Below are 21354 nucleotides of genomic sequence, written 5' to 3' on the forward strand. Positions count from 1 at the left end.
GGTGTGCTCATGGCAGAGAGCGCAGACTGTTCGGCGCAAGGTGGGGAACGGATGCAGCTGATCTCGGGAGACGCCAATCTGCGCGAACAGGTCGTCGATCAGTTGCGGATCGCGATCGTCTCGGGCGAGATGCCGCCGGGCACGGTCTGTTCGGTGCCCTCGCTGGCGCGCACGCTCGGCATCTCGACGACGCCGATCCGCGAGGCCCTGCTCCAGCTCACTTCGGACGGGCTGCTCCAACCGATGCGCAATCGCGGCTTCCGGGTCGTAGATCCCTCGCTGGACGAACTGCGCGGCATTTTCGAGGTTCGCACGCAGCTAGAGGCCTCCGCTTTTCGTAAACTGGTCAGAATGGGGGCCGGAGACCTTTCGGAGTTGCAGGCACAGGCCGATGCCATCGCCGACTCGGTCGAAACGGGGGACGTGCCCCGCTATCTCGCCGCCGACCGGGCTTTCCATGCCGAGTTGCTGGCGCTGGCGGGCAACGAAGTGCTGGCCGATATCGTCCTGCGCCTGCGCGACAGGATGCGCCTATATGGAATCCGATCGCAGCACGGCCTTGAACGGCAGAAGGCGTCAGTGCCGGAGCACTACCGCATCATTGAGATCATCAAGCTGCGTCTCGAAGGCGAGGCGGAGGCGTTGATGACCGGCCATATCATGGCTTGGGAGCCGATTTTCACCGAGGCGATTGCGCTGAGAAGCGCTCAAGGCTAGCCGAGATGATCCTCGCCGGTTCTCAAGGTTCCGGGAAAGCGCCAGGAAGTCCCTGATCATGTCCGGACGCCTGCCTTCTGTCTGATGGGGCGAATGCCGGACGCCGGTCAGAAGGCCGATCTCTGCCTTTGGATTCCTCTCCGCTGCGATCCGGACATGAGCTGACATACCGAACGGATCGCGGTTGTCCTCAAGTAGCAGCCATGGCATGCGCAGCGACGCGGCGGCTATCGCGATCGTCCATTCCGCGTCTGCGGACGCAGCCAGAAATTGTGCCAGAGTTGGACTGGTCGGGCTGCTGCTCGTCGCGCCGGCTTCGGCCGTGCGTGCTGCGCGCCGAGGTGCTCGGATTCGCAGTGATGGCCGTCTTCGTCATCGCTAGGCTGCGCCACAACGGGCGAGACCTTGTGCTACCGCTCTCGGCCAAACTGGCGCTGATGGCGACAGCAGGCCTCGTGCGTGCCCTGCCCGAACTCTGCATCAGCGAGGCCATGCTCGGCCCGCCCTACCAGTCGGCAGCATGAGTTTCGGGGTGGACCCTGACACTCTTTGATCTGACGCAACGTTCCGAATCGCACACCGTTATATTTGTCTGACTATAGCGTTTCCTGAAAGCGCCTGGATACGGATAGAGACATTCGTGTCGTGGCTTCGATATCGGAACTGCGATGAAGGTACGAACAAGCGATTGGCCCGAAGGCTGCAGGCCGTCCGATGTATGGCAGCGGTCGGGTGAGCCGCGATGCTGATGGATCCCGACATGCGGCGCGGCGAGATGGCCGTCGCGGTCCCGCCCGCCATCGATGCCGGGCTCGTCTTCATCGGCCGTGTCCGGACGCCCTGGGCGACGCGCCGGGAATGCCCGCGCCGGGGACGTGAGGACGGTCCGGTCTGCAGGCTCGAATTCTTCGAGCCCTGGCATGAGGCGCTTCTGGGCACCGAGGCATTCACGCAGCTGGAAGTGCTCTACTGGCTCCACGAGTCGCGCCGTGACCTCGTGCTGCAGAGCCCCGCCAATGACGGCCGCGTGCATGGCACCTTCGCGCTGCGCTCTCCGGTCCGGCCGAATCCGATCGGTACGTCGATCGTCACCCTGCTGGCGCGCGAAGGGCCGGCGCTCTTGGTCCGCGGCCTGGATTGTGTCGACGGGACGCCGCTGCTCGACGTGAAGCCGGCTCGTTTTCTCTTCGCTCCCTTGGCTCCACCCAAGCCGGGAGTCGCCTAGGTTTCGGGAAGCATCGCGATGTCGCGGAAACCCCGTCGCGCATAGGGCTCGTCGGGAGAGGCGGCGTCGCCGCAGACGCCTTGCCATTCCGGCGAGGCTCCTTAGAGTGCCAACCGTTATATTCAGTCGAATATAACGAAATGGAGGTTTCATGATGAACGAGACGGTTTCGACCCCCGTTACCCTGACCAAGATGTGCGAGCTGCACGGCATCGGGCTGCCGCGTGGTGGCGCGCTGGTCGAGCGTTTCGAGCAGGCCTTCCCGAGCGCCGGCTATGACGATGTCGCCGGGGAGTGGCGCATGGTCTGGAAGAAGGGCACCTATGCGGAGTCCAATGCCCGCCTCGAGGCCTTCTTCACCGAGAACGGCGTCGCGATATCCCATGTCGACAAATGCTAGGGCGGCCCGAAACGGCTGCGATTTCAGCGGCGGGCAGCGGTGCTGCCGGCCGCCGCGATCGGCTCGTGCTGGCGGCTCTGCTGCTTCTGCTCGCCTGCCTGGCGGTCCTTTCAATGGGAATCGGGCGGGTGACCATCCCGCCTGATCGCGTCGTCGCGATCCTCGTTTCCCGCGTTGTTCCGATCATTCCGAGCTGGAGCCCGGCGGAGGAGCTCATCATCCTCGGCGTCAGGCTTCCGCGCATCTGCGCCGCCATGCTGGTGGGCGCCGCACTCGCCGCGGCCGGCGCAGCCTATCAGAATCTCTTCCGCAATCCGATCGTCTCCCCCGACATACTGGGCGTTTCAGCGGGCGCGGGCTTTGGCGCGTCGGTTGCGGTCATGCTCAACCTCGGTGCGCTGGTGATCCAGGCAGCCGCCTTTGCGACCGGGCTGGCCGCGGTCGCGCTCTGCTTCCTGATCGGCCAGGCGATCAATCGTCATTCACTCGTCGTCCTGGTCCTCGTCGGCGTCGTCATCGCCGCCTTCTTCCAGGCGATGATCTCAGTTCTGAAGATCCTCGCCGATCCTGTCGACGTCCTGCCAATCATCACCTTCTGGCTTCTGGGCGGTCTGAACAAGATCACGCCGGACGATCTGCCGGTCGCCGCGGCGACGATCCTGGCGAGCCTGGGCCTGCTCTACGCGCTGCGCTGGCAGGCGAACGTCATGAGCCTTGGCCAGGAGGAGGCCCGCAATCTCGGGATAGATGTCGGCCGGATGCGGCTTCTGCTGGTGCTCGCCGCCACGCTGATGACGGCGGCTGCCGTCAGCGTGGCGGGAATCGTTGGCTGGGTCGGGCTGGTGGTGCCGCATATCGCGCGCATGCTGGCGGGCCCGAGCTTCGAGCGCATGCTTCCGGTCGCAATCGTTTCGGGGGCGCTGTTCGTCCTGCTGGTCGACAATTTCGCGCGGGCTGCCAGTTCGATGGAGCTGCCGCTCGGCATCGTCACCAGCGTGATCGGCGCCCCGCTGTTCCTCGCCCTGCTGCTGCGCACGAAGGTCGCCTGGTCGTGACGCTCGCGGTCGACAATCTGTCCTTCCACTTTCCGGGTGGTGGCCCCAAGCTCGCCGGGATCAGCTTCATGCTGACGGCGGGGGAGGTCGCCTGTCTGCTCGGGCCGAACGGCGCCGGCAAGACGACGCTGATACGCTGTCTTCTCGGCAATCTGTCGGCGTCGGGCGGAACCGTGACGATCAATGGCGTCCCGACGCATGCCTTTGGCGCCCGGCAGTTCGCCGCCAGGGTCGCGCATGTCCCACAGACCGTGCAGTCCGTCTTCGGCCATCGCGTCCAGGACATGGTCCTGATGGGCCGCTCGGCCCATCTCGGGCTGCTGGAGACGCCGGGGGAGCGCGATCGCGAGATGGCCGCGCAGGCGCTCGCGCGCGTCGGCATCGCCGATCTGGCCGATCGGCCTTTCGCGGCGATCAGCGGCGGCGAGCGCCAGCTCTGCCTGCTGGCGCGTGCGCTCGCCCAGGAGGCATCGATCCTGATCATGGACGAGCCTGCCGCCAGTCTCGATTTCGGCAATCAGATCAGGATCCTCGATATCGTCTCCGGGCTCGCGCGCGCCGGCTACGCGATCCTGATGAGCACGCATCATCCCGACCACGCCATGCTGGTCGGTTCCCGCGTCATCGGGCTTCGTGACGGGCGCATCATCGGCAGTGGCGCGCCGCGCAAGCTGCTCTCCGCCCGGTTCCTGTCGGAACTCTACGGCGCGCCCGTCCGCATTCTCGAAGAGCTCGACGGCACGCGTGCCTGCGTCCCCGTTCTGTCCCGACATCACCAGCAGGAGATCATGCAAGATGCGTAGGTTGGCAATCGGCATCGTGGCGGCAATCGGCGCGAGTATCCTCGCGGGCGCCGCTTCGGCGCGCGACGTCGTCGACATGACCGGGCGTACCGTGACGGTGCCGGACAAGATCGAGCGCGTGATCACCATCGGCTCGGTCCCGGTCATCAACAGTTTCGTCTTCGCCGTGGGAAAGGCGGACACGCTTGCGATGGGGTTGCCGGTCCGGTTCAACCCGAAGCGCTGGTCATGGCAGTTCGTGTTCGCTCCGCAACTCAAGACCGGCCCTGAGCTGCAGGATTCCAACTATTCCCCCGACGTCGAGAAGATACTCGCCGTGCAGCCGCAGGTGGCACTGACCTTCGAGCAATCGACGGCCGACGTGCTCGGCCGCAATGGCGTCCCGGTCGTGCGTCTGCGCATCCAGACGCCCGAAGACGTCAAGTCCGGGGTCAAGCTGGTCGGAGACCTGCTCGGAAATCCACAGATCGGCGAAACATACGAACGCTATTTCGATGCCACGTTGAAGCGCATCGCCGTCAAGGTCGATGCGCTGCCGCAGGACAAGCGGCCGACCGCCCTCTATCTCAATCCCGGCAACATGACGCAGCCCCATCTCGTCGCGGAGTGGTGGCTGCGGGCAGGGGGCGCCCGCAGCGTCACGGATGACGGCCGCGCGGAGGAAGTCCTCAGCCTATCCATGGAGAGAGTGATCGCGGCCAATCCCCGGTTCATCGTGCTGTTCGAGCCGGGGCATGTCGAGGTCCTCAAGAAGCATGCCGCCCTGTCGCAACTCGATGCCGTGAAGGCGGGCCGCATCCTGGTCACACCCATGGGAGCCCATACCTGGGGCAACCGCACGGTCGAGCAGATCCTCACGGTCTTATGGGCGGCGAGCGCGTTCCACCCGGACCTCTTTCCCCATGATGAACTGGTCGCGGAGGTCAGGAATTTCTACGCGACCTTCTTCCGCGCCGAGCTGAGCGACAAGCAGGTCGAGACCATACTGGCGAGCGGCAAGCACTAGCCGCCCGTCTCCTTCGCCGCGAGCGAACCGCGATCCACTCATCGGAGAACAGGCCATGCACCACGCGACCTATCCCCACAAATACGACAAGCCGCCGAGCCATGCCTTCAACCTGCCGCGCGATGGCGCGTTGACCCGCCTTTTCCGCGAGGAGTTCCCGGAGGCGTATTTCAACGAGGAACACCAGGAATGGCGTCTCGACTGGGACGAGACGCAGTTCCCCGAGCACGGCCGGCGTCTCGATGCGTTCGCCACCACCCACGGCCTCGAGATCACGCACCGCTACTGAAGGCGGGCGGTGAGCCACAGAGGAGGCAGCATGTCCAGGGACATCCTAGAGGAAACCATCGCCTGCGTGCGCAGCCGCCTCGGTGATCTCGACGAGATCGTGATCGAGAGGGCGGTGGTGGGCCTTTTCTTTTCCGGCGTGAAGCTGTCGACGGGCCATGCAGGCAGCGCGGCGACGCCGATCAAGGACATCCCGGAGGCGGTCTGCTGCCCGAGTTCGGCGATGGCCATGCCGTTTCCGGGCAAGCTGAGAGGCCGCAAGGCCGCAACCTTGATGGAGGAGGCCGTCGGCAGCACCGGCGTGCGCCGAGCGCTCGGCATCGCAGCCGTCAACGCTCTGGCCCAGGCCGCCGCCGAGCGCTGCGGCTCGCCCGGTGCGCAGGTGCTCTCCGACGTGGACGCCTTCGACGCGGCGGAGATCGACGCCGGAGAGAAAGTCGTCGTGGTCGGTGCGTTTGCCCCGTTCCTGCGCTCGCTGCGCCAGCTCGGGGCCGATTATCTGGTGCTTGAGAAGGATCCCGCAACGCTGAAGCCGGTCGAGATCCCGTTCTTCCGTCCGGCGGAACAGGCCGCCGACGTCATTCCGCAGGCCGATGTGCTGCTGATCACCGGGACGACGCTGATCAACGAGACACTCGATCTGCTGCTCGGCCTGGCCAAGCCGACGGCGCGCGTAGCGGTCGTCGGTCCGACCGTCTCGATGCTGCCGGATGCCTTCTTCAGGCGCGGCTGCGACATCCTCGGAGGTGTGGAGATCACGGATCCGGACGCATTCCTCGACGTCATTTCCGAAGGCGGCTCCGGCTACCACTTCTTCGGAAAATCGGCCCGGAAAATCGTGCTCACGCCGCGGAGAATCCATCAGGGCGACGGTTCCAGCCAGCTTCGGACGCAGCAGCCGGGCCGGAATCCGATCTGATCCTTCGCCTCGTCGCCTGTCGCCCGGGAGGGGCCAAGCGTTATCCCCGTTTTAATATAGCGATCTGGGTGTCTGCCTCGGCCCTGTCGGGTTTCGCCGCTGTTCGCCTGCGTCAAGGAGATTATCATGCATCTGCGTTTCGCGGCCCTCCTGGCTCTGCTGCTCGTGCCGCTTCTGGCCGCTCCGGGCCATGCCGAACGAATCGTCACCGATCAGCTCGGCCGGAAGGTGACGCTGCCGGACGGCACCTCCCGCGCCGTTGTGCTCCAGCACCAGACGCTCAATCTCGCCGTCCAGATGAACGCGACCGGCAAGATCGTCGGCATCCTGGACCAGTGGAAGCAGCAGCTCGGCGCGAACTACGTGCGGCTGGCTCCCGAACTGGCCAGGCTGCCGATGCCGGGCAGCCTGACCAAGGTCAACATCGAGGCGCTCCTGCAACTGAAGCCCGATGTCGTCTTCGTCACCAATTACGCTCCGGCGGAGATGATCGGCCAGATCGAGAGGGCGGGCATTCCCGTCGTCGCGATTTCACTTCTGGCGGCGCCGCAGGGGGAGGCGACCAAGGTCAGTCCGGTGGTTGCCGATGAGGAGGCCGCCTATGAGAGCGGCTTCGCCGAAGGCGTGAGGCTGATCGGCACGGTGCTCGATCGCAGGGACGAGGCCGAAGCCTTGATCGCGACCGCCACGGCCAAGCGGAAGCTCGTCGCCGAACGTCTCTCCTCGGTGGCGCCGACGCAGCGGGTGACGGCCTACATGGCCAATCCCGATCTGAGCACCTACGGATCGGGCAAGTATACCGGCATCATGATGAAGCGTGCGGGCGCAGCCAATGTCGCGGCCAGCTTGCAAGGCTTCAAGCAGGTGACGATGGAGGATGTCCTGAAATGGAATCCCGCCGTCATCTTCGTGCAGGAGCGCTATCCCGCCGTGGTCGGCGAGATCAAGAGCGCCCCGGCCTGGCAACCGATCCAGGCCGTCAAGGCGGGTCGCGTCTACCTGATGCCGGAATATGCCAAGGCCTGGGGGTATCCGATGCCGGAGGCGATGGCACTGGGCGAACTCTGGATGGCCAAGAAACTCTATCCCGAGCGCTTCGCCGACATCGACATGCAGGTCGAGGCGGACGCCTATTACAGGCGCTTCTACCGCACCGGCTACGACGCCTTCCATTGACTGCGGGCACAGATCGCCAGAGAGCGGCGCGCGGACCGCATCGGGTCGGCCCCGGCTTCATGCTGGGGCTGCTCGCGGTCGCGCTTCTGGTTGGGCTGCTGGCCTCCCTCGGTATCGGCCCCTTCGGCATCTCTCCCGCCCGGGTCGGGCAAATTCTGCTCGCCTTTGACGGCACGGACGCGATCGAGCGCCATGTCGTTCTGACCGTGCGATTGCCGCGCGTCCTGACCGCGCTGATGGCCGGGGCCGGGCTCGCCTTGTGCGGGGCGGCGCTTCAAGGCGTGTTTCGCAATCCGCTCGTCGGGCCGCACATCATCGGCGTCTCGACCGGAGCGGCCTTCGGCGGCACGCTCGCGATCCTGATGAGCGAGTCGCGCGGGCTCCTGCTGACGCTGGCCTTTCTCTTCGGCATGCTGGCGCTGCTGATGGTCTACGCGCTCAATGCACTGGTGGCGCGGCGCAACATGCTGGTCCTCGTGCTCGCCGGCGTCGTCGTCAGCGGATTTTTCGGGGCGCTGGTGAGCCTGGCGCAATATCTCGCCGATGCCGAGGAGAAGCTGCCGCGCATCGTGTTCTGGCTGCTTGGATCCTTTGCCACGGCCGACTACGGCAAGCTCGCATTGATGCTGAGCGCGCTCGCTCCGGGCGCCTTCCTGCTCCTGCTGCTGCGCTGGCGCATCAATATCCTGTCGCTTGGCGACGAGGAGGCAAGGGCGCTCGGTATCCGCGCCGAGCCGACGCGGTGGCTGGTGCTGACGCTGATCGGGCTGATCGTCTCCGCACAGGTCGCCGTCAGCGGCGTGATCGGCTGGATCGGCCTCGTCATACCGCATCTGGCGCGGATGCTGGTCGGTCCCGACCATCGCGTTCTGCTCCCCGGCGCCATGCTGGCCGGCGGCCTGTTCATGGTGCTGGTGGACGATGTCGCGCGCACGCTGAGCCAGAGCGAGATCCCGCTCGGAATCCTGACGGCCCTCATCGGCGCGCCGGTCTTCGCACTCGTCTTCCTGCGTGCCGCCGGTCCCGAGCGTGGCCATGGCTGAGCCGCGCATCCAGGCGACACAGGCCGGCCATTCCTATGATGGCCGGTGCTGGCAGTTCCGTGAGTTGGATCTCACGATTGCGGCCGGCGAGATCGTCGCCGTGCTCGGCCCTAACGGGCGCGGAAAGTCGACGCTTCTGCGGGCGGTGGCTGGCTTGATCCACCCGAGCACCGGCAGCATCAGGGCAAGGGGCGCCATCGGCTTCGTGCCGCAGGCATTCATGCCGGCCTTTTCCTACAGTGCCTTCGACATCGTGCTGATGGGGCGCACGCGGCACATCCCGCTGCTGCGCACACCGGGCAGGAACGATCGCGAGATCGCCTTCGCCTGCCTGACCGAACTGGGCATTGCGAGGCTGGCGCAACGCTCCTTCAACTCGCTTTCCGGGGGCGAGCGGCAGCTCGTGCTGATCGCCCAGGCGCTCGCGGGCGAGACGCCGATCCTGCTGCTCGACGAACCGGCCGCGGCGCTCGATCTGCACCATCAGGACGAGGTGATCGCCCTCATCCGGTCGATCGCCGACAGCCGGCGGCTCGCGGTCCTGTTCACGACGCACCACCCCGACCATGCCTTCGCGATCTCGGACAAGGTGCTCCTGATGCACGACGACGAGCGACACCTGATCGGCCCGACGGTCGAGATCATGACGGAGGCACATCTCGCGGAGCTCTACAAGGTGCCGGTGCGCCTGCTGCGTTTCACTGCCGAAGGCAGGGAATTGACGGCCTTTGCCCCGATCTTCCGAAGCCAGGTCGCGCGCGGGGGCAAGCCCATTCCGGGAGATCGTCATGCCGAATGAGACCGTGGCGGTGCGATCCGTGACGCTCTATGCGGCCGGCAGTTTGCGCCGTGCTCTTGGTGAGTTGCTGCCGCTGTTCGAGCACGCCCATGCGACACGCGTCGAGGCGCTCTCGGCCCGGCCGGTCTGCTGCGTCGACGGATCGAAACGGGGGAGAGCTCGGACGTTTTCGCCTCGGCCAATATGGAGCATCCCCGCCGCCTGTTCGAAGCGGGACTTTTCGGCGAGCCGATCTGCTTTGCCCGCAATGAGATCTGCGCAGTGGTTCGGCGCGACCTCGCCATCGGCACGGTCGGACTGATCGACGCGATGCTTGATCCGGGACTGGTGCTGGCGACCTCGACGCCCGGTGCCGATCCTTCGGGAGACTATGCCCGGACGGTCTTCGAACGGGTCGACCGGATCCGGCCGGGCACGGGGCGAACGCTCGCCGGCAAGGCGCGTCCGCTGCTCGGCAGCGGCTTCGTTTCGGAGGTGCCTGCGGGGCGCGCGCCCGGATCCTGGCTGATCGAGACGGGACAGGCGGATATCGTCCTGGGCTACCGCTCCGGCACTTTGGGTCTCGACCGGGCCGGCCCATGTGCGGTCGTTGCGCTGCCCGGGGACTGCGCGGTCACCGCAAGCTACGGCCTGGCCGTTGCGCGTGCGAGCGGGGAGGCGGCGCATGCCCTCGCTGCCCACCTGGCGGGGAAGCAGGCTTTGGCCGTGCTGCTGCGCAACGGCTTCCTCGCTCCGCCCGGCAGGCCATCGGCAGGAATTCCGACAGGGCAGACCTGATTGTCTGCATCGTCGGCATAGGCGGGGCACTGCGCTGACCCTCGAGCGCCTGCTTGCGGAGAAGTCCGATCTCATCATCGATTTCGGCACGTTCCATGAGGCCTATCGCTGGCCGACCATGTGCAGGCTCAGACCGGCATTCCCAATCCTCTGATCGACGGCCCCGCTCTCCTCCGGCTTCCGACGAGGGCGCGCCGTGAATGAGGCCTTGGTGCCGGGCCGGCGAGGTTCTCGGCGTGCGTTGCCGGACGCTCATCGGTGCCATCAGCGAAACCGAGATTCCCCTTACGTAACAGACCTTAATACGATCGCGCCTGCCAGTCTGAGATACCTCGGTCCCTGGGGGAATGCGACGTTCTGGCGATTGTCGACGCGCCTTCGCCGCTGGCCGCTGCTGGGCTTTGGGGGGGCGAATGGATTCCGAGATGACGGGCATTCGCGCCAGAGTTCCGATCGTCGACAACGAGGTTCCGTTCGCATTCGAGGAGCTGTTCTTTTCGCGGACCGACCAGCGCGGCGTTATTCTGGCCGGCAACAGCGTATTTCAACGGGTGAGCCTCTACGGGTGGAGCGAGCTTATCAGGAGGCCGCACAATATCATCCGGCACCCCGACATGCCGAAAGGCGTGTTCTGGCTGTTGTGGGACATGATCAAACGGGGCGAGCCGGTCGGCGCCTATGTCAAGAACCGGGCGAAGGACGGCCGCTATTACTGGGTTTTCGCGGTCGTCACGCCGATCGAGGGCGGCTATCTGTCCGTCCGGTTGAAGCCGAGCAGCCCATTATCCGCAGCGGTCGCGGAGGAATACGCGTCGCTCATTGCGACCGTCAGCGACAACAAGGCGGGCGCCCGGATCGGCGCCGAGGTCTTGCTGCAGCGTCTCGCCGTGCTCGGCTTCGAGGACTACGCCTCATTCATGGCGGCGGCGCTGAGCCAGGAGATCATGGCGCGCAATCGGCATCTGGGCTGCCATCCGGATGCCGTGATCACCTATTTCGGCGAGTTGGTGGCGGCTGCGCGATCGCTCCTGCATCAGGCCGGGTTGATCTTCGCAGCCTACGCCCGAAGCGAACACGTGCCTGTCAATCTGCGCGTCCAGGCGGCGCATCTCGGCCAGTCCGGAGCAGTCATCGATACCATCTCCAGCAATTACAGCCTGATTTCCAGCGAGATCAGGAGCAACATGGATCGGTTCATCGCGTCGGCGGCTGGCGTGCTCCGGACGATAAACAACGGCTTCTTCTTCGTTTGCACGGCAACGATCCAGCGTGAGGCTGCAGAGCAGTTTTCTCGGGAAATTGCCCTGTCGGTCGATCTGGAGGGGCAGGATCAACACGAGGAGATGCGGCTCCTGGACGATCAGCGGATCGCTTATCGGCAGAAGGCGATCGACGGTCTGACTGCGATCAATGACCGCGTCAGCAGCTTTCGCCAGGATTGTGCCGAGATGAGGCGGCTCGCGGCCGGCCTGGAGGTGACGCGGATCATGGGAAAAGTGGAAAGCGCGCGCCAAACGGTCATCCAGAGCGGGTTGAGCGAACTGATCGCGGATCTCGAGACCTTTCAGGCGGCGCTCACCGACGGTCTGAAGGAAATCGATTCCAACAACCAGCATATCCAGACGAACGCTCGGCGCCTGGTCGAGATCGTGGGCCAGCAATCCGGCTGACGCCGGATGGAACGCCGTTCGGATTCACCGCCGGGGTGGTGCAACTCTCCGGCAGGCGCTGATTTCGCCTCGAGGATCTCCAGAACGGCGGCCCTGTCGTCGTCTCGTGCGGATCGTCGCCCTGCCGGCCGGACGGTAGCGTCGCCGAGGAGACGGCGAATGATGCTTCACGGTCTTGGCAGCGCGAATAATGCCGCTCTTGCGTCAAGCATACAGGGCAGGTTGCAAAGCGATGTACGGAGAATCTTGTGTGCGATCGCCTATGCCCTCCGCAAAACCCCTTAAGTGCGGACACGGTTTGCGGGTGAACGCGGCAAATTGTTGATCTGCCGCAACTTCTGCAGGGTGATTTTGGACTTGGTTCGCGGTCGACGGCACTTCTGCCGATTGAGGCCGGAACCATGGAACGTCAGTCAGCCATATCTCCGGGCGAGCAGGGGAGAGCGCTCTGGCTCTCGACCATCGCCTTTACCGCCTGCTTCGCGGTCTGGACGATCTTCTCGATCATCGGCGTCCGGATCAAACAGGAGCTCGGGCTGAGCGAGACCCAGTTCGGCCTGCTCGTCGGAACGCCGATCCTGACGGGTTCGCTCATCCGCGTCGTGCTGGGCATCTGGACCGATTATTACGGCGGGCGGCGCGTCTTCTCGCTGGTCATGCTCGCAGGCGCCGGCGCGACCTTCCTGCTGTCCTACGCCCAGACCTATCCGCAGATGCTGCTCGCCGCGCTCGGCGTCGGCATCGCGGGCGGCTCCTTCGCGGTCGGCGTCGCCTATGTCTCGCGCTGGTATCCGGCAGGCAAGCAGGGGACGGCGCTCGGCATCTTCGGGGCGGGCAATGTCGGAGCGGCCGTGACCAAGTTCGTCGCGCCCTTCGTGCTCATCGCCTATGGCTGGCAGAGCGTGGCGCAGATCTGGGCGGCTGGGCTCGTCGTCATGGCCGTGCTGTTCTGGTTGGGAACCGCGGACGATCCCGTCATCGTCGAGCGGAGGCGCACGGGTGAGCGGCCGAAGAGCGCCTGGCTCGAACTCGAGCCGCTCAAGAACGTCCAGGTCTGGCGTTTCTCGCTCTACTACTTCTTCGTCTTCGGCGCCTTCGTCGCGCTGTCGCTGTGGCTGCCGCAATATCTGATCGGTGTCTACGGGCTCGACATCAAGGCCGCCGGCATGATCGCCGCCTTCTACTCGGTCCCGGCCTCGATCTTCCGCGCCTATGGCGGCCATCTCTCGGACAAGTACGGCGCAAGGCGCGTCATGTACTGGACCTTCCTGGTCTCGATCGGCTGCACCTTCCTCCTGAGCTATCCGCCGACGGATTATGTCGTGAAAGGCATCTCCGGGCCGATCGCTTTCCACACCGAGGTCAGCCTGCCGGTCTTCATCGGCCTCGTCTTCGTGCTCGGCTTCTTCATGAGCCTCGGCAAGGCGGCCGTGTTCAAGCACATCCCGGTCTATTATCCGCAGAATGTCGGCGCGGTCGGCGGCCTCGTCGGCATGATCGGCGGCCTTGGCGGCTTCATCCTGCCGATCGCCTTCGGCGTGCTCAACGACCTGACCGGGATCTGGACGAGCTGCTTCATGCTGCTCTTCCTGATCGTGACGGTCTCCCTGGTCTGGATGCACATGGCCGTCCGCACCATGGAGGAAGGCGTCGCCGGCAAGGAGCTGGCCAAGCTGCCGCAGCTGCCTGAGATGCAGCCGATCCATTCGCCGGAGCTTGCCGGCGCGCTGACCGGCAAGACGCTGCAGGACTGGCGCCCTGAAGACCCGCAGTTCTGGGCGCAGAGCGGGCGCGCCATCGCCCGCCGCAACCTGTTCATCTCGATCCCCAGCCTGCTGCTCTCCTTCGCGGTCTGGATGGTGTGGTCGGTCGTCGTGGCGAAGCTGCCGAGCGTGGGCTTCAAGTTCAGCACGGACCAGCTCTTCTGGCTCGCGGCTCTGCCGGGCCTGTCGGGAGCGACGCTGCGCGTGTTCTATTCCTTCATGCCGCCGATCTTCGGCGGGCGGCTGTGGACGACGGTCGCGACCTGGTCGCTGATGCTGCCGGCGGTCGGGATCGGCTATGCGGTGCGCGATCCGAACACGCCCTATGTCGTCTTCCTCGGGCTCGCGCTGCTCTGCGGCTTCGGCGGCGGCAACTTCGCCTCCTCCATGGCCAATATCTCGTTCTTCTTCCCGAAGTCCGAGAAGGGCAACGCCCTCGCGCTCAATGCCGGGCTCGGCAATCTCGGCGTCAGCGTGGTCCAGTTCGTGATCCCGCTCGTCATCACCGCCGGCGTCTTCGGGGCGCTCGGTGGCGAGCCGCAGCTCGCGACCGAGGCGGGACGGACGACCCAGCTCTGGCTGCAGAATGCCGGCTTCGTCTGGGTGCCCTTCATCGCGGCTTCCGCCTTCGCCGCCTGGTTCGGCATGAACGACATCGCCTCGATGAAGGCCTCCTTCGCGGAGCAGGCGGTGATCTTCAGGCGCCGGCACAACTGGGTGATGTGCTGGCTCTATACCGGCACCTTCGGCTCCTTCATCGGCTATTCCGCCGCGTTCCCGCTGGTCACTAAGACGCAGTTCCCCGAGATCAACGCCCTCCAGCTCGCCTTCCTCGGCCCGCTGGTCGGAGCACTCTCGCGCTCCTTGACCGGCTGGATCGCCGATCGCTTCGGCGGCGGAAGGGTGACGCTGTGGGTCTTCGTCCTGATGATGGCCGGCGTCGGCGGTGCGCTCTTCGGCCTGGCGCAGCACAGTTTCCCGGTGTTCTTCGCGAGCTTCCTGGTGCTGTTCTTTGCGACCGGCGTCGGCAACGCCTCGACCTTCCAGATGATCCCCGCGATCATGCGCAAGGAGATCCCGCGGCTCGAGCCACAGCTCAGCCCCGGCGAGCAGGTCAAGCAGGCCGAGAAGGAATCGGCGGCGATCATCGGCTTCACCTCGGCGGTCGCGGCCTATGGCGCCTTCTTCATCCCCAAGGCCTATGGCTCCTCGATCGCGGCGACCGGGGGGATCGAGGCGGCGCTCTACGGCTTCCTCGGCTTCTACGTCACCTGCGTGCTCTTGACCTGGGCGGTCTACACGCGCCGCGGCGGCCTGCTCTGGGATGTCGAGCGCGTGCGCTCCTCCAGCGCGGTCGCGGCCCAGCCGGCCAGCTGAACCCCGTGAAGGTCCGGGCTGCTGCCCGGCCCGGACCTCCGCAAGACTACTTAGGAAAAACTCTAAATGGGCCCTGCGGCCCGGCCCGGCTACCACCAGCGCCAGCGTTCCCTCGCTCCAGAGGACGGCTTCGCGCCTGAGGCCGAAAGGATTTGAGATGAGCCACTTTCTCGACCGACTGACCTTCTTCAACCGGGTCGTCGACGCTTTCTCGGACGGCCACGGCATCACCACCAACGAGGACCGGCGCTGGGAGGAGGGCTACCGGAAGCGCTGGCAGCACGACAAGATCGTGCGCTCGACCCATGGCGTGAACTGCACCGGCTCCTGTTCGTGGAAGGTCTACGTCAAGGGCGGGATCGTCACCTGGGAAACGCAGCAGACCGACTATCCGCGTACCCGCCCCGAACTGCCCAACCATGAACCGCGCGGCTGCGCCCGTGGCGCCTCCTATTCCTGGTACCTCTACTCGGCCAACCGGGTGAAGTATCCGCTGATCCGCTCGCGGCTGCTCAAGCTCTGGCGCGAGGCGCGCGTGCTGATGACGCCGGTCGCGGCCTGGGCCTCGATCGTCGAGAACCCGCAGAAGCGCGCGGCCTACACCACCAGGCGCGGCCATGGCGGCCTCGTGCGGGCGAGCTGGGACGAGGTCAACGAGATCATCGGGGCGGCCAACGCCTATACGGCGAAGACCTACGGCCCCGACCGCGTCTTCGGCTTCTCGCCGATCCCGGCGATGTCGATGGTTTCCTATGCCGCTGGGGCGCGCTACCTCTCGCTGCTCGGCGGCGTCTGCATGTCGTTCTACGACTGGTATTGCGACCTGCCGCCCGCTTCCCCGCAGACCTGGGGCGAGCAGACGGACGTGCCGGAATCGGCCGACTGGTACAATTCCGGCTTCCTCATCCTCTGGGGCTCGAACGTGCCCCAGACCCGCACGCCCGACGCGCATTTCTACACGGAGGCGCGCTATCGCGGCGCCAAGAGCGTCGTGATCTGCCCCGACTATTCGGAGGCCTCGAAATTCGCCGATCTGTGGGTCTCGGTGAAGCAGGGCACGGATGCCGCGCTCGGCATGGCGATGGGCCATGTCATCCTGCGCGAGTTCCATGTCGACCGGCAGGTCCCCTACTTCACCGATTATGCCAAGCGCTACACCGACATGCCGATGCTGGTCCGGCTGGTGGAGCAGGATGGCCGGCTGGTGCCCGAGCGCTTCCTGCGTGCGAGCGATCTCGACGGTGGCCTGGGCGAGGCCAACAATCCGGAATGGAAGACGCTGTCCTTCGATGCGGCGAGCGGCGAGCTCGTGGCGCCGCTCGGTTCCGTCGGCTTCCGCTGGGGCGAGAAGGGCAAGTGGAACCTCGAGGCCAAGCGCTCGGACGGCGCCCCCGTCGATCTGCGCCTCTCGCTCTACGATGTCGCCGACGGCTTCGAGAACGTCGCCTTCCCCTATTTCGGCAATATCGAGCACGACCACTTCACCGGAACGGATCATGCGAGCGTGCTGGAGCGCCGCATCCCGGTGAAGAAGCTGAAGCTCGCCGAAGGCGAGGCGCTGGTCGCCACCGTCTACGACCTGTTCCTGGCCAATTACGGCGTCGACCGCTTCGGCGGCGAGAACGTCGCCAACTCCTATGACGACGACGTGCCCTATACCCCGGCCTGGGCCGAGAAGATCACCGGCGTGCCGCGCGACCAGATCATCACGGTCGCACGCGAATTCGCCCGCAACGCCGAAAAGACCAATGGGCGCTCGATGATCATCATCGGCGCGGCGATGAACCATTGGTACCACATGGACATGAACTACCGCGGCGCCATCAACATGCTCGTCATGTGCGGCTGCGTCGGGCAGTCGGGGGGGGGCTGGTCGCATTATGTGGGCCAGGAGAAGCTCAGGCCGCAATCGGGCTGGGCCCCGCTCGCCTTCGCACTCGACTGGGGCCGCCCCAGCCGGCAGCAGAACTCGACCTCCTGTTTCTACGCCCATACCGACCAGTGGCGCTACGAGACGCTGGACGTGAAGGAGATCCTCTCCCCGACGGCGCCGGCCGGCCCTTGGGACGGCGCGATCATCGACTACAACATCCGGGCCGAGCGGATGGGCTGGCTGCCCTCTGCGCCACAGCTCGAGCAGAACCCGCTGGGCATCGCCGCCAAGGCGAAGGCCGCCGGGCTGGAGCCGAAGGACTATGTCGCCGGCGGCCTGAAATCGGGCGAGCTCAGGATGTCCTGCGAGGACCCTGACAATCCGAAGAACTGGCCGCGCAACCTCTTCGTCTGGCGCTCGAACCTGCTCGGCTCCTCGGGCAAGGGGCATGAGTATTTCCTCAAGCACCTGCTCGGCACCAGCCACGGCGTGCTTGGCAAGGACCTTGGCGAGGAGGGGCGGCAGAAGGCGAAGGAGGTCGTCTGGCACGACGAGGCGCCCGAAGGGAAACTCGACCTGCTGGTGACGCTCGACTTCCGCATGTCGACCACCTGCGTCTACTCGGACATCGTCCTGCCGACGGCCACCTGGTACGAGAAGGACGACCTCAACACCTCCGACATGCACCCCTTCATCCATCCGCTGACGGCGGCGGTGGATCCGGTCTGGGAGTCGCGCTCGGACTGGGAGATCTACAAGGGCATCGCTGCCAGCTTCTCGAAGGTGGCGCCCGAGGTGCTCGGCGTCGAGCAGGACGTGGTGCTGACCCCGATCATGCACGACACGCCGGCCGAGATCGCCCAGCCCTTCGACGTCAAGGATTGGAAGAAGGGCGAGATCGATCCGATCCCCGGCAAGACCATGCCGAGCATCACCGTGGTCGAGCGCGATTATCCCAATCTCTACAAGCGCTTCACCTCTCTCGGCCCGCTAATGTCCAAGATCGGCAATGGCGGCAAGGGCATGGCCTGGAACACCGAGCACGAGGTCGAGTTGCTCAAGGAGCTCAACGGCGTCGTCGCCGAGGAGGGACCGACCAAGGGCCTGGCGCGGATCGACACTGCGATCGACGCCTGCGAGGTCCTGCTGATGCTGGCGCCCGAGACCAATGGCGAGGTCGCGGTCAAGGCCTGGGAGAGCCTTGGCAAGGCGACCGGCCGCGACCATGAGCATCTCGCCTTGCCGAAGGAGGACGAGAAGATCCGCTTCCGCGACGTGGTCGCACAGCCGCGCAAGATCATCTCCTCGCCGATCTGGTCGGGGTTGGAATCCGAGAAGGTCTGCTACAACGCCTGCTATACCAACGTCCACGAGCTGATCCCGTGGCGGACGCTGACGGGGCGCCAGCAGCTCTACCAGGACCATCTCTGGATGCGGGCCTTCGGCGAGGGCTTCTGCCTCTACCGCCCGCCAGTCGATCTCAAGACGATCACGCCGGTCCAGGGCAAGGTCGCCAACGGCAATCGGGAGATCGTGCTGAACTTCATCACGCCGCACCAGAAATGGGGCATCCACTCCACCTATTCCGACAACCTGCTGATGCTGACGCTCAATCGCGGCGGGCCTGTGGTCTGGATCTCGGAGCGGGACGCGGCGAAGGCCGGCATCGTCGACAATGATTGGATCGACGTCTTCAACGTCAACGGTGCCATCTCGGCGCGGGCGGTCGTCTCCCAGCGCGTCAAGGACGGCATGTGCATGATGTACCATGCGCAGGAGAAGATCGTGAACACGCCCGGCTCCGGCATCACCGGGCAGCGCGGCGGCATCCATAACTCGGTCACCCGCGCCGTCCTGAAGCCGACCCACATGATCGGAGGCTACGTGCAGCTCTCCTACGGCTTCAACTACTACGGAACCGTCGGTTCTAACCGCGACGAGTTCGTCGTCGTCCGCAAGATGGGCTCGGTCGACTGGCTGGAAGGCCCCTTCGACGAAGGCAGCGCCCGGCGCGGCCCCAAGCTCCACGCCGCCGAGTAAGAGGATATCGACATGAAAGTCCGCGCTCAGATCGCGATGGTGCTGAACCTCGACAAGTGCATCGGCTGCCACACCTGCTCGGTGACCTGCAAGAACGTCTGGACCAATCGCGAAGGCATGGAATACGCCTGGTTCAACAACGTCGAGACCAAGCCAGGCATCGGCTATCCCAAGCAATGGGAGAACCAGGACAAGTGGAACGGCGGCTGGCGCCGTCGCAAGGACGGCCGGATCGAACCGCGGATCGGCTCGAAATGGCGGGTCCTGGCTAAGATCTTCGCCAATCCCGACCTGCCGGAGATTGACGACTATTACGAGCCGTTCGACTTCGATTACGGGCACCTGCAGAAGGCGCCCGAGCTCCAGGCATTCCCCACCGCCCGCCCGCGCTCGAAGATCACCGGCGAGCGGATGGAGAAGATCGAGTGGGGCCCGAACTGGGAGGAGATCCTCGGCGGCGAGTTCTCGAAGCGCAAGCTCGACAAGAACTTCGACGGCGTCCAGCAGGAGATCTATGGCCAGTTCGAAAACACCTTCATGATGTATCTGCCGAGGCTGTGCGAGCACTGCCTCAACCCGGCCTGCGTCTCGGCCTGCCCCTCGGGCGCGATCTACAAGCGCGAGGAGGACGGTGTCGTCCTGATCGACCAGGACAAGTGCCGCGGCTGGCGCATGTGTGTCTCGGCCTGTCCCTACAAGAAGATCTACTACAACTGGTCTTCCGGTAAGTCGGAGAAGTGCACGCTCTGCTACCCGCGCCTCGAGGCCGGCATGCCGACGGTGTGTTCCGAGACCTGCGTCGGCCGCATCCGCTATCTCGGCGTGATCCTCTATGACGCCGACCGGATCGAGGCCGCCGCCTCGACCGAGAACGAGCAGGACCTCTACGACGAGCAGCTCGGCATCTTCCTCGACCCGCATGATCCGGCGGTGATCGAGGCGGCCCGGCGCGAGGGCGTGCCCGAGGCCTGGCTGGAAGCCGCCAGGCGTTCGCCGGTCTACAAGATGGCGATCGAGTGGAAGATCGCCTTCCCGCTCCATCCCGAATACCGGACGCTGCCGATGGTCTGGTACGTGCCGCCGCTCTCGCCGATCACCTCGGCGGCGTCGGCAGGCAAGATCGGGATCGATGGCGAGATGCCGGACGTCAAGAGCCTGCGCATCCCGGTCAAATACCTCGCCAATCTGCTGACCGCGGGCAAGGAACAGCCGATCGTCACCGGCCTGGAGCGCATGCTCGCGATGCGGGCCTATATGCGGGCCAAGACCATCGACGGCGTCATCGACGAAACGCTGGCGAAGGCCGTCGGCCTGTCCGGCGCGCAGGTCGAGGAAATGTACAAGATCATGGCGATCGCGAACTACGAGGATCGCTTCGTCATCCCGACCAACCATCGCGAGATGGGGATCGAGGATGCCTACGATCTGCGCGGCTCTTGCGGCTTCTCCTTCGGCAATGGCTGCGCCGGCGGCACGAGCGGCACCAACCTGTTCGGTTCGCCCAAGCCGGCGAAGACGCCGATGGAAGTCGCCTGACGCAATCTGCTTCCCCCGCAGCCCGCCCTGCGACGGGCTGCGGATTTCGCCCGAATTCCGTTTGCCGCAGCTCAACGTCGCGCTTTTCGCAAGCCGGTAACGTTCCGGCAGCACTCGGCGAGCGAGCTGCCCGGAGACATCAGATGAAAACCCTCAAGGCCTTCTCCGCCCTGCTGAACTATCCGAGCCGGGAGCTGGTGGCGGCGATTCCGGAGATCCGCTCGGTGCTGGCGGAAGAGGCTGTCGTCGATCCGGCGGCGCTGGAGCCGCTCCTGCGCATGCTGGAGGAGGCGGACCTCTACGATGCGCAGGAGCGCTATGTGATGCTCTTCGACAGGACGCGCTCCCTGTCGCTGCACCTGTTCGAGCATGTCCATGGCGAAAGCCGCGACCGCGGCCAGGCCATGGTCGACCTGAAAAGCGTCTACGAGGCGGCCGGCTTCACCATCGAGGGCACGGAGCTGCCGGATTTCGTGCCGCTCTTCCTCGAATACTGCTCGCTGCTGCCGGCGCAGGAGGCGAGGGTGGTGCTGGCCGATCCGGCGCATGTCATGACGGTGCTCGGCGAGCGGCTGCGCAAGCGGGAAACGCCCTATGCCGTCGTCTTCGAGGCGCTGGTCGCGCTCGCGGCGACGAAGCCCGCGCCGGAGGTGTTCGAGGCGATCGTGCCCGAGACGGAGCAGGACCCGAACGACCTGGCTGCGCTGGATGCCGCCTGGGAGGAGGAGGAGGTCCGCTTCGGCCCCGGGGCAGGTGCCGATTGCGGCGTCGAGAACCTCGCCGCCAAGCTGCGCCAGGCCAAGCGGCCGGCCCCCGGACTCGGCGTCGCCACCGTGCGGCGGCCCAAGACCCGCTTCACCTATGCGTCACCCCGCGATTGAGGAGCA

General features: G+C 65.5%; 17 protein-coding genes and 1 pseudogene. All 18 read left to right on the forward strand.

The window, feature by feature from the left end; translation table 11 throughout:
- Nucleotides 1–51: 51 nt before the first annotated feature.
- The 18 genes and pseudogenes from J0J10_RS06930 to narJ all read left to right on the forward strand — a co-directional run bounded on the left by J0J10_RS06930 (nt 52) and on the right by narJ (nt 21348).
- Nucleotides 52–717: a GntR family transcriptional regulator gene (locus J0J10_RS06930; RefSeq protein WP_291645840.1), complete on the forward strand. Its 666-nt coding sequence runs from the start codon at nt 52–54 to the stop codon at nt 715–717.
- 359 nt (nt 718–1076) lie between these two features.
- On the forward strand, nt 1077–1241 hold the full coding sequence (locus J0J10_RS06935; protein ID WP_291645841.1) for a hypothetical protein: 165 nt from the start codon (nt 1077–1079) through the stop codon (nt 1239–1241).
- A gap of 218 nt (nt 1242–1459) precedes the next feature.
- Nucleotides 1460–1942, forward strand: a complete 483-nt coding sequence (gene tsaA / locus J0J10_RS06940) for a tRNA (N6-threonylcarbamoyladenosine(37)-N6)-methyltransferase TrmO (RefSeq protein ID WP_291645842.1) — start codon at nt 1460–1462, stop codon at nt 1940–1942.
- A gap of 154 nt (nt 1943–2096) precedes the next feature.
- Complete coding sequence (locus J0J10_RS06945; RefSeq protein ID WP_291640339.1) at nt 2097–2342, forward strand: hypothetical protein; 246 nt, start codon at nt 2097–2099, stop codon at nt 2340–2342.
- Nucleotides 2336–3397 (forward strand): FecCD family ABC transporter permease, encoded by a 1062-nt coding sequence (locus J0J10_RS06950; protein ID WP_291645843.1) that lies wholly within the window; start codon nt 2336–2338, stop codon nt 3395–3397. The genes J0J10_RS06945 and J0J10_RS06950 overlap by 7 nt, the downstream gene beginning before the upstream one ends.
- Nucleotides 3394–4200 carry an ABC transporter ATP-binding protein gene (locus tag J0J10_RS06955; protein ID WP_291640335.1) on the forward strand — a complete coding sequence of 269 codons (807 nt, stop codon included), beginning with the start codon at nt 3394–3396 and terminating at the stop codon, nt 4198–4200. The genes J0J10_RS06950 and J0J10_RS06955 overlap by 4 nt, the downstream gene beginning before the upstream one ends.
- Nucleotides 4193–5206 carry an ABC transporter substrate-binding protein gene (locus J0J10_RS06960; protein ID WP_291645844.1) on the forward strand — a complete coding sequence of 338 codons (1014 nt, stop codon included), beginning with the start codon at nt 4193–4195 and terminating at the stop codon, nt 5204–5206. Before J0J10_RS06955 ends, J0J10_RS06960 begins: the two co-directional genes overlap by 8 nt.
- A gap of 55 nt (nt 5207–5261) precedes the next feature.
- On the forward strand, nt 5262–5495 hold the full coding sequence (locus J0J10_RS06965) for a hypothetical protein (RefSeq protein ID WP_291640331.1): 234 nt from the start codon (nt 5262–5264) through the stop codon (nt 5493–5495).
- Nucleotides 5496–5525: 30 nt separating this feature from the next.
- A complete protein-coding gene (locus tag J0J10_RS06970; RefSeq protein WP_291645845.1) occupies nt 5526–6413 on the forward strand; it encodes a DUF364 domain-containing protein in 888 nt (295 codons plus the stop codon).
- Between the two features lie 126 nt (nt 6414–6539).
- Nucleotides 6540–7589: an ABC transporter substrate-binding protein gene (locus J0J10_RS06975; protein WP_291645846.1), complete on the forward strand. Its 1050-nt coding sequence runs from the start codon at nt 6540–6542 to the stop codon at nt 7587–7589.
- A gap of 59 nt (nt 7590–7648) precedes the next feature.
- Nucleotides 7649–8632 (forward strand): FecCD family ABC transporter permease, encoded by a 984-nt coding sequence (locus J0J10_RS06980; protein WP_291645847.1) that lies wholly within the window; start codon nt 7649–7651, stop codon nt 8630–8632.
- Nucleotides 8625–9431: an ABC transporter ATP-binding protein gene (locus J0J10_RS06985; RefSeq protein WP_291645848.1), complete on the forward strand. Its 807-nt coding sequence runs from the start codon at nt 8625–8627 to the stop codon at nt 9429–9431. The genes J0J10_RS06980 and J0J10_RS06985 overlap by 8 nt, the downstream gene beginning before the upstream one ends.
- A 78-nt stretch (nt 9432–9509) precedes the next feature.
- Nucleotides 9510–10208 (forward strand): annotated as a pseudogene (locus tag J0J10_RS06990) (substrate-binding domain-containing protein); the annotation flags it as partial.
- A 425-nt stretch (nt 10209–10633) separates the two neighbouring features.
- Nucleotides 10634–11878: a PAS domain-containing protein gene (locus tag J0J10_RS06995; protein ID WP_291645849.1), complete on the forward strand. Its 1245-nt coding sequence runs from the start codon at nt 10634–10636 to the stop codon at nt 11876–11878.
- 401 nt (nt 11879–12279) lie between these two features.
- Nucleotides 12280–15018, forward strand: coding sequence for a nitrate/nitrite transporter (locus J0J10_RS07000; RefSeq protein WP_291645850.1), 2739 nt, complete (start codon nt 12280–12282; stop codon nt 15016–15018).
- A 157-nt stretch (nt 15019–15175) separates the two neighbouring features.
- Nucleotides 15176–18931: a nitrate reductase subunit alpha gene (locus J0J10_RS07005; protein WP_291645851.1), complete on the forward strand. Its 3756-nt coding sequence runs from the start codon at nt 15176–15178 to the stop codon at nt 18929–18931.
- 12 nt (nt 18932–18943) lie between these two features.
- Nucleotides 18944–20467, forward strand: coding sequence for a nitrate reductase subunit beta (narH, locus tag J0J10_RS07010; RefSeq protein ID WP_291645852.1), 1524 nt, complete (start codon nt 18944–18946; stop codon nt 20465–20467).
- Between the two features lie 143 nt (nt 20468–20610).
- Nucleotides 20611–21348, forward strand: a complete 738-nt coding sequence (gene narJ / locus J0J10_RS07015; protein WP_291640312.1) for a nitrate reductase molybdenum cofactor assembly chaperone — start codon at nt 20611–20613, stop codon at nt 21346–21348.
- Nucleotides 21349–21354 lie beyond the last annotated feature (6 nt).

The sequence above is a fragment of the Allobosea sp. genome (genome assembly GCF_017308075.1).
GTDB lineage: Bacteria > Pseudomonadota > Alphaproteobacteria > Rhizobiales > Beijerinckiaceae > Allobosea.

Bases quoted from the DNA above. Each gene is read 5' to 3' on its own strand.
- J0J10_RS06930 (WP_291645840.1), top strand. From the start codon at position 52: ATGCAGCTGATCTCGGGAGACGCCAATCTGCGCGAACAGGTCGTCGAT.
- J0J10_RS06935 (WP_291645841.1), top strand. From the start codon at position 1,077: ATGGCCGTCTTCGTCATCGCTAGGCTGCGCCACAACGGGCGAGACCTT.
- tsaA (WP_291645842.1), top strand. From the start codon at position 1,460: ATGCTGATGGATCCCGACATGCGGCGCGGCGAGATGGCCGTCGCGGTC.
- J0J10_RS06945 (WP_291640339.1), top strand. From the start codon at position 2,097: ATGAACGAGACGGTTTCGACCCCCGTTACCCTGACCAAGATGTGCGAG.
- J0J10_RS06950 (WP_291645843.1), top strand. From the start codon at position 2,336: ATGCTAGGGCGGCCCGAAACGGCTGCGATTTCAGCGGCGGGCAGCGGT.
- J0J10_RS06960 (WP_291645844.1), top strand. From the start codon at position 4,193: ATGCGTAGGTTGGCAATCGGCATCGTGGCGGCAATCGGCGCGAGTATC.
- J0J10_RS06965 (WP_291640331.1), top strand. From the start codon at position 5,262: ATGCACCACGCGACCTATCCCCACAAATACGACAAGCCGCCGAGCCAT.
- J0J10_RS06970 (WP_291645845.1), top strand. From the start codon at position 5,526: ATGTCCAGGGACATCCTAGAGGAAACCATCGCCTGCGTGCGCAGCCGC.
- J0J10_RS06975 (WP_291645846.1), top strand. From the start codon at position 6,540: ATGCATCTGCGTTTCGCGGCCCTCCTGGCTCTGCTGCTCGTGCCGCTT.
- J0J10_RS06980 (WP_291645847.1), top strand. From the start codon at position 7,649: ATGCTGGGGCTGCTCGCGGTCGCGCTTCTGGTTGGGCTGCTGGCCTCC.
- J0J10_RS06985 (WP_291645848.1), top strand. From the start codon at position 8,625: ATGGCTGAGCCGCGCATCCAGGCGACACAGGCCGGCCATTCCTATGAT.
- J0J10_RS06995 (WP_291645849.1), top strand. From the start codon at position 10,634: ATGACGGGCATTCGCGCCAGAGTTCCGATCGTCGACAACGAGGTTCCG.
- J0J10_RS07000 (WP_291645850.1), top strand. From the start codon at position 12,280: ATGGAACGTCAGTCAGCCATATCTCCGGGCGAGCAGGGGAGAGCGCTC.
- J0J10_RS07005 (WP_291645851.1), top strand. From the start codon at position 15,176: ATGAGCCACTTTCTCGACCGACTGACCTTCTTCAACCGGGTCGTCGAC.
- narH (WP_291645852.1), top strand. From the start codon at position 18,944: ATGAAAGTCCGCGCTCAGATCGCGATGGTGCTGAACCTCGACAAGTGC.
- narJ (WP_291640312.1), top strand. From the start codon at position 20,611: ATGAAAACCCTCAAGGCCTTCTCCGCCCTGCTGAACTATCCGAGCCGG.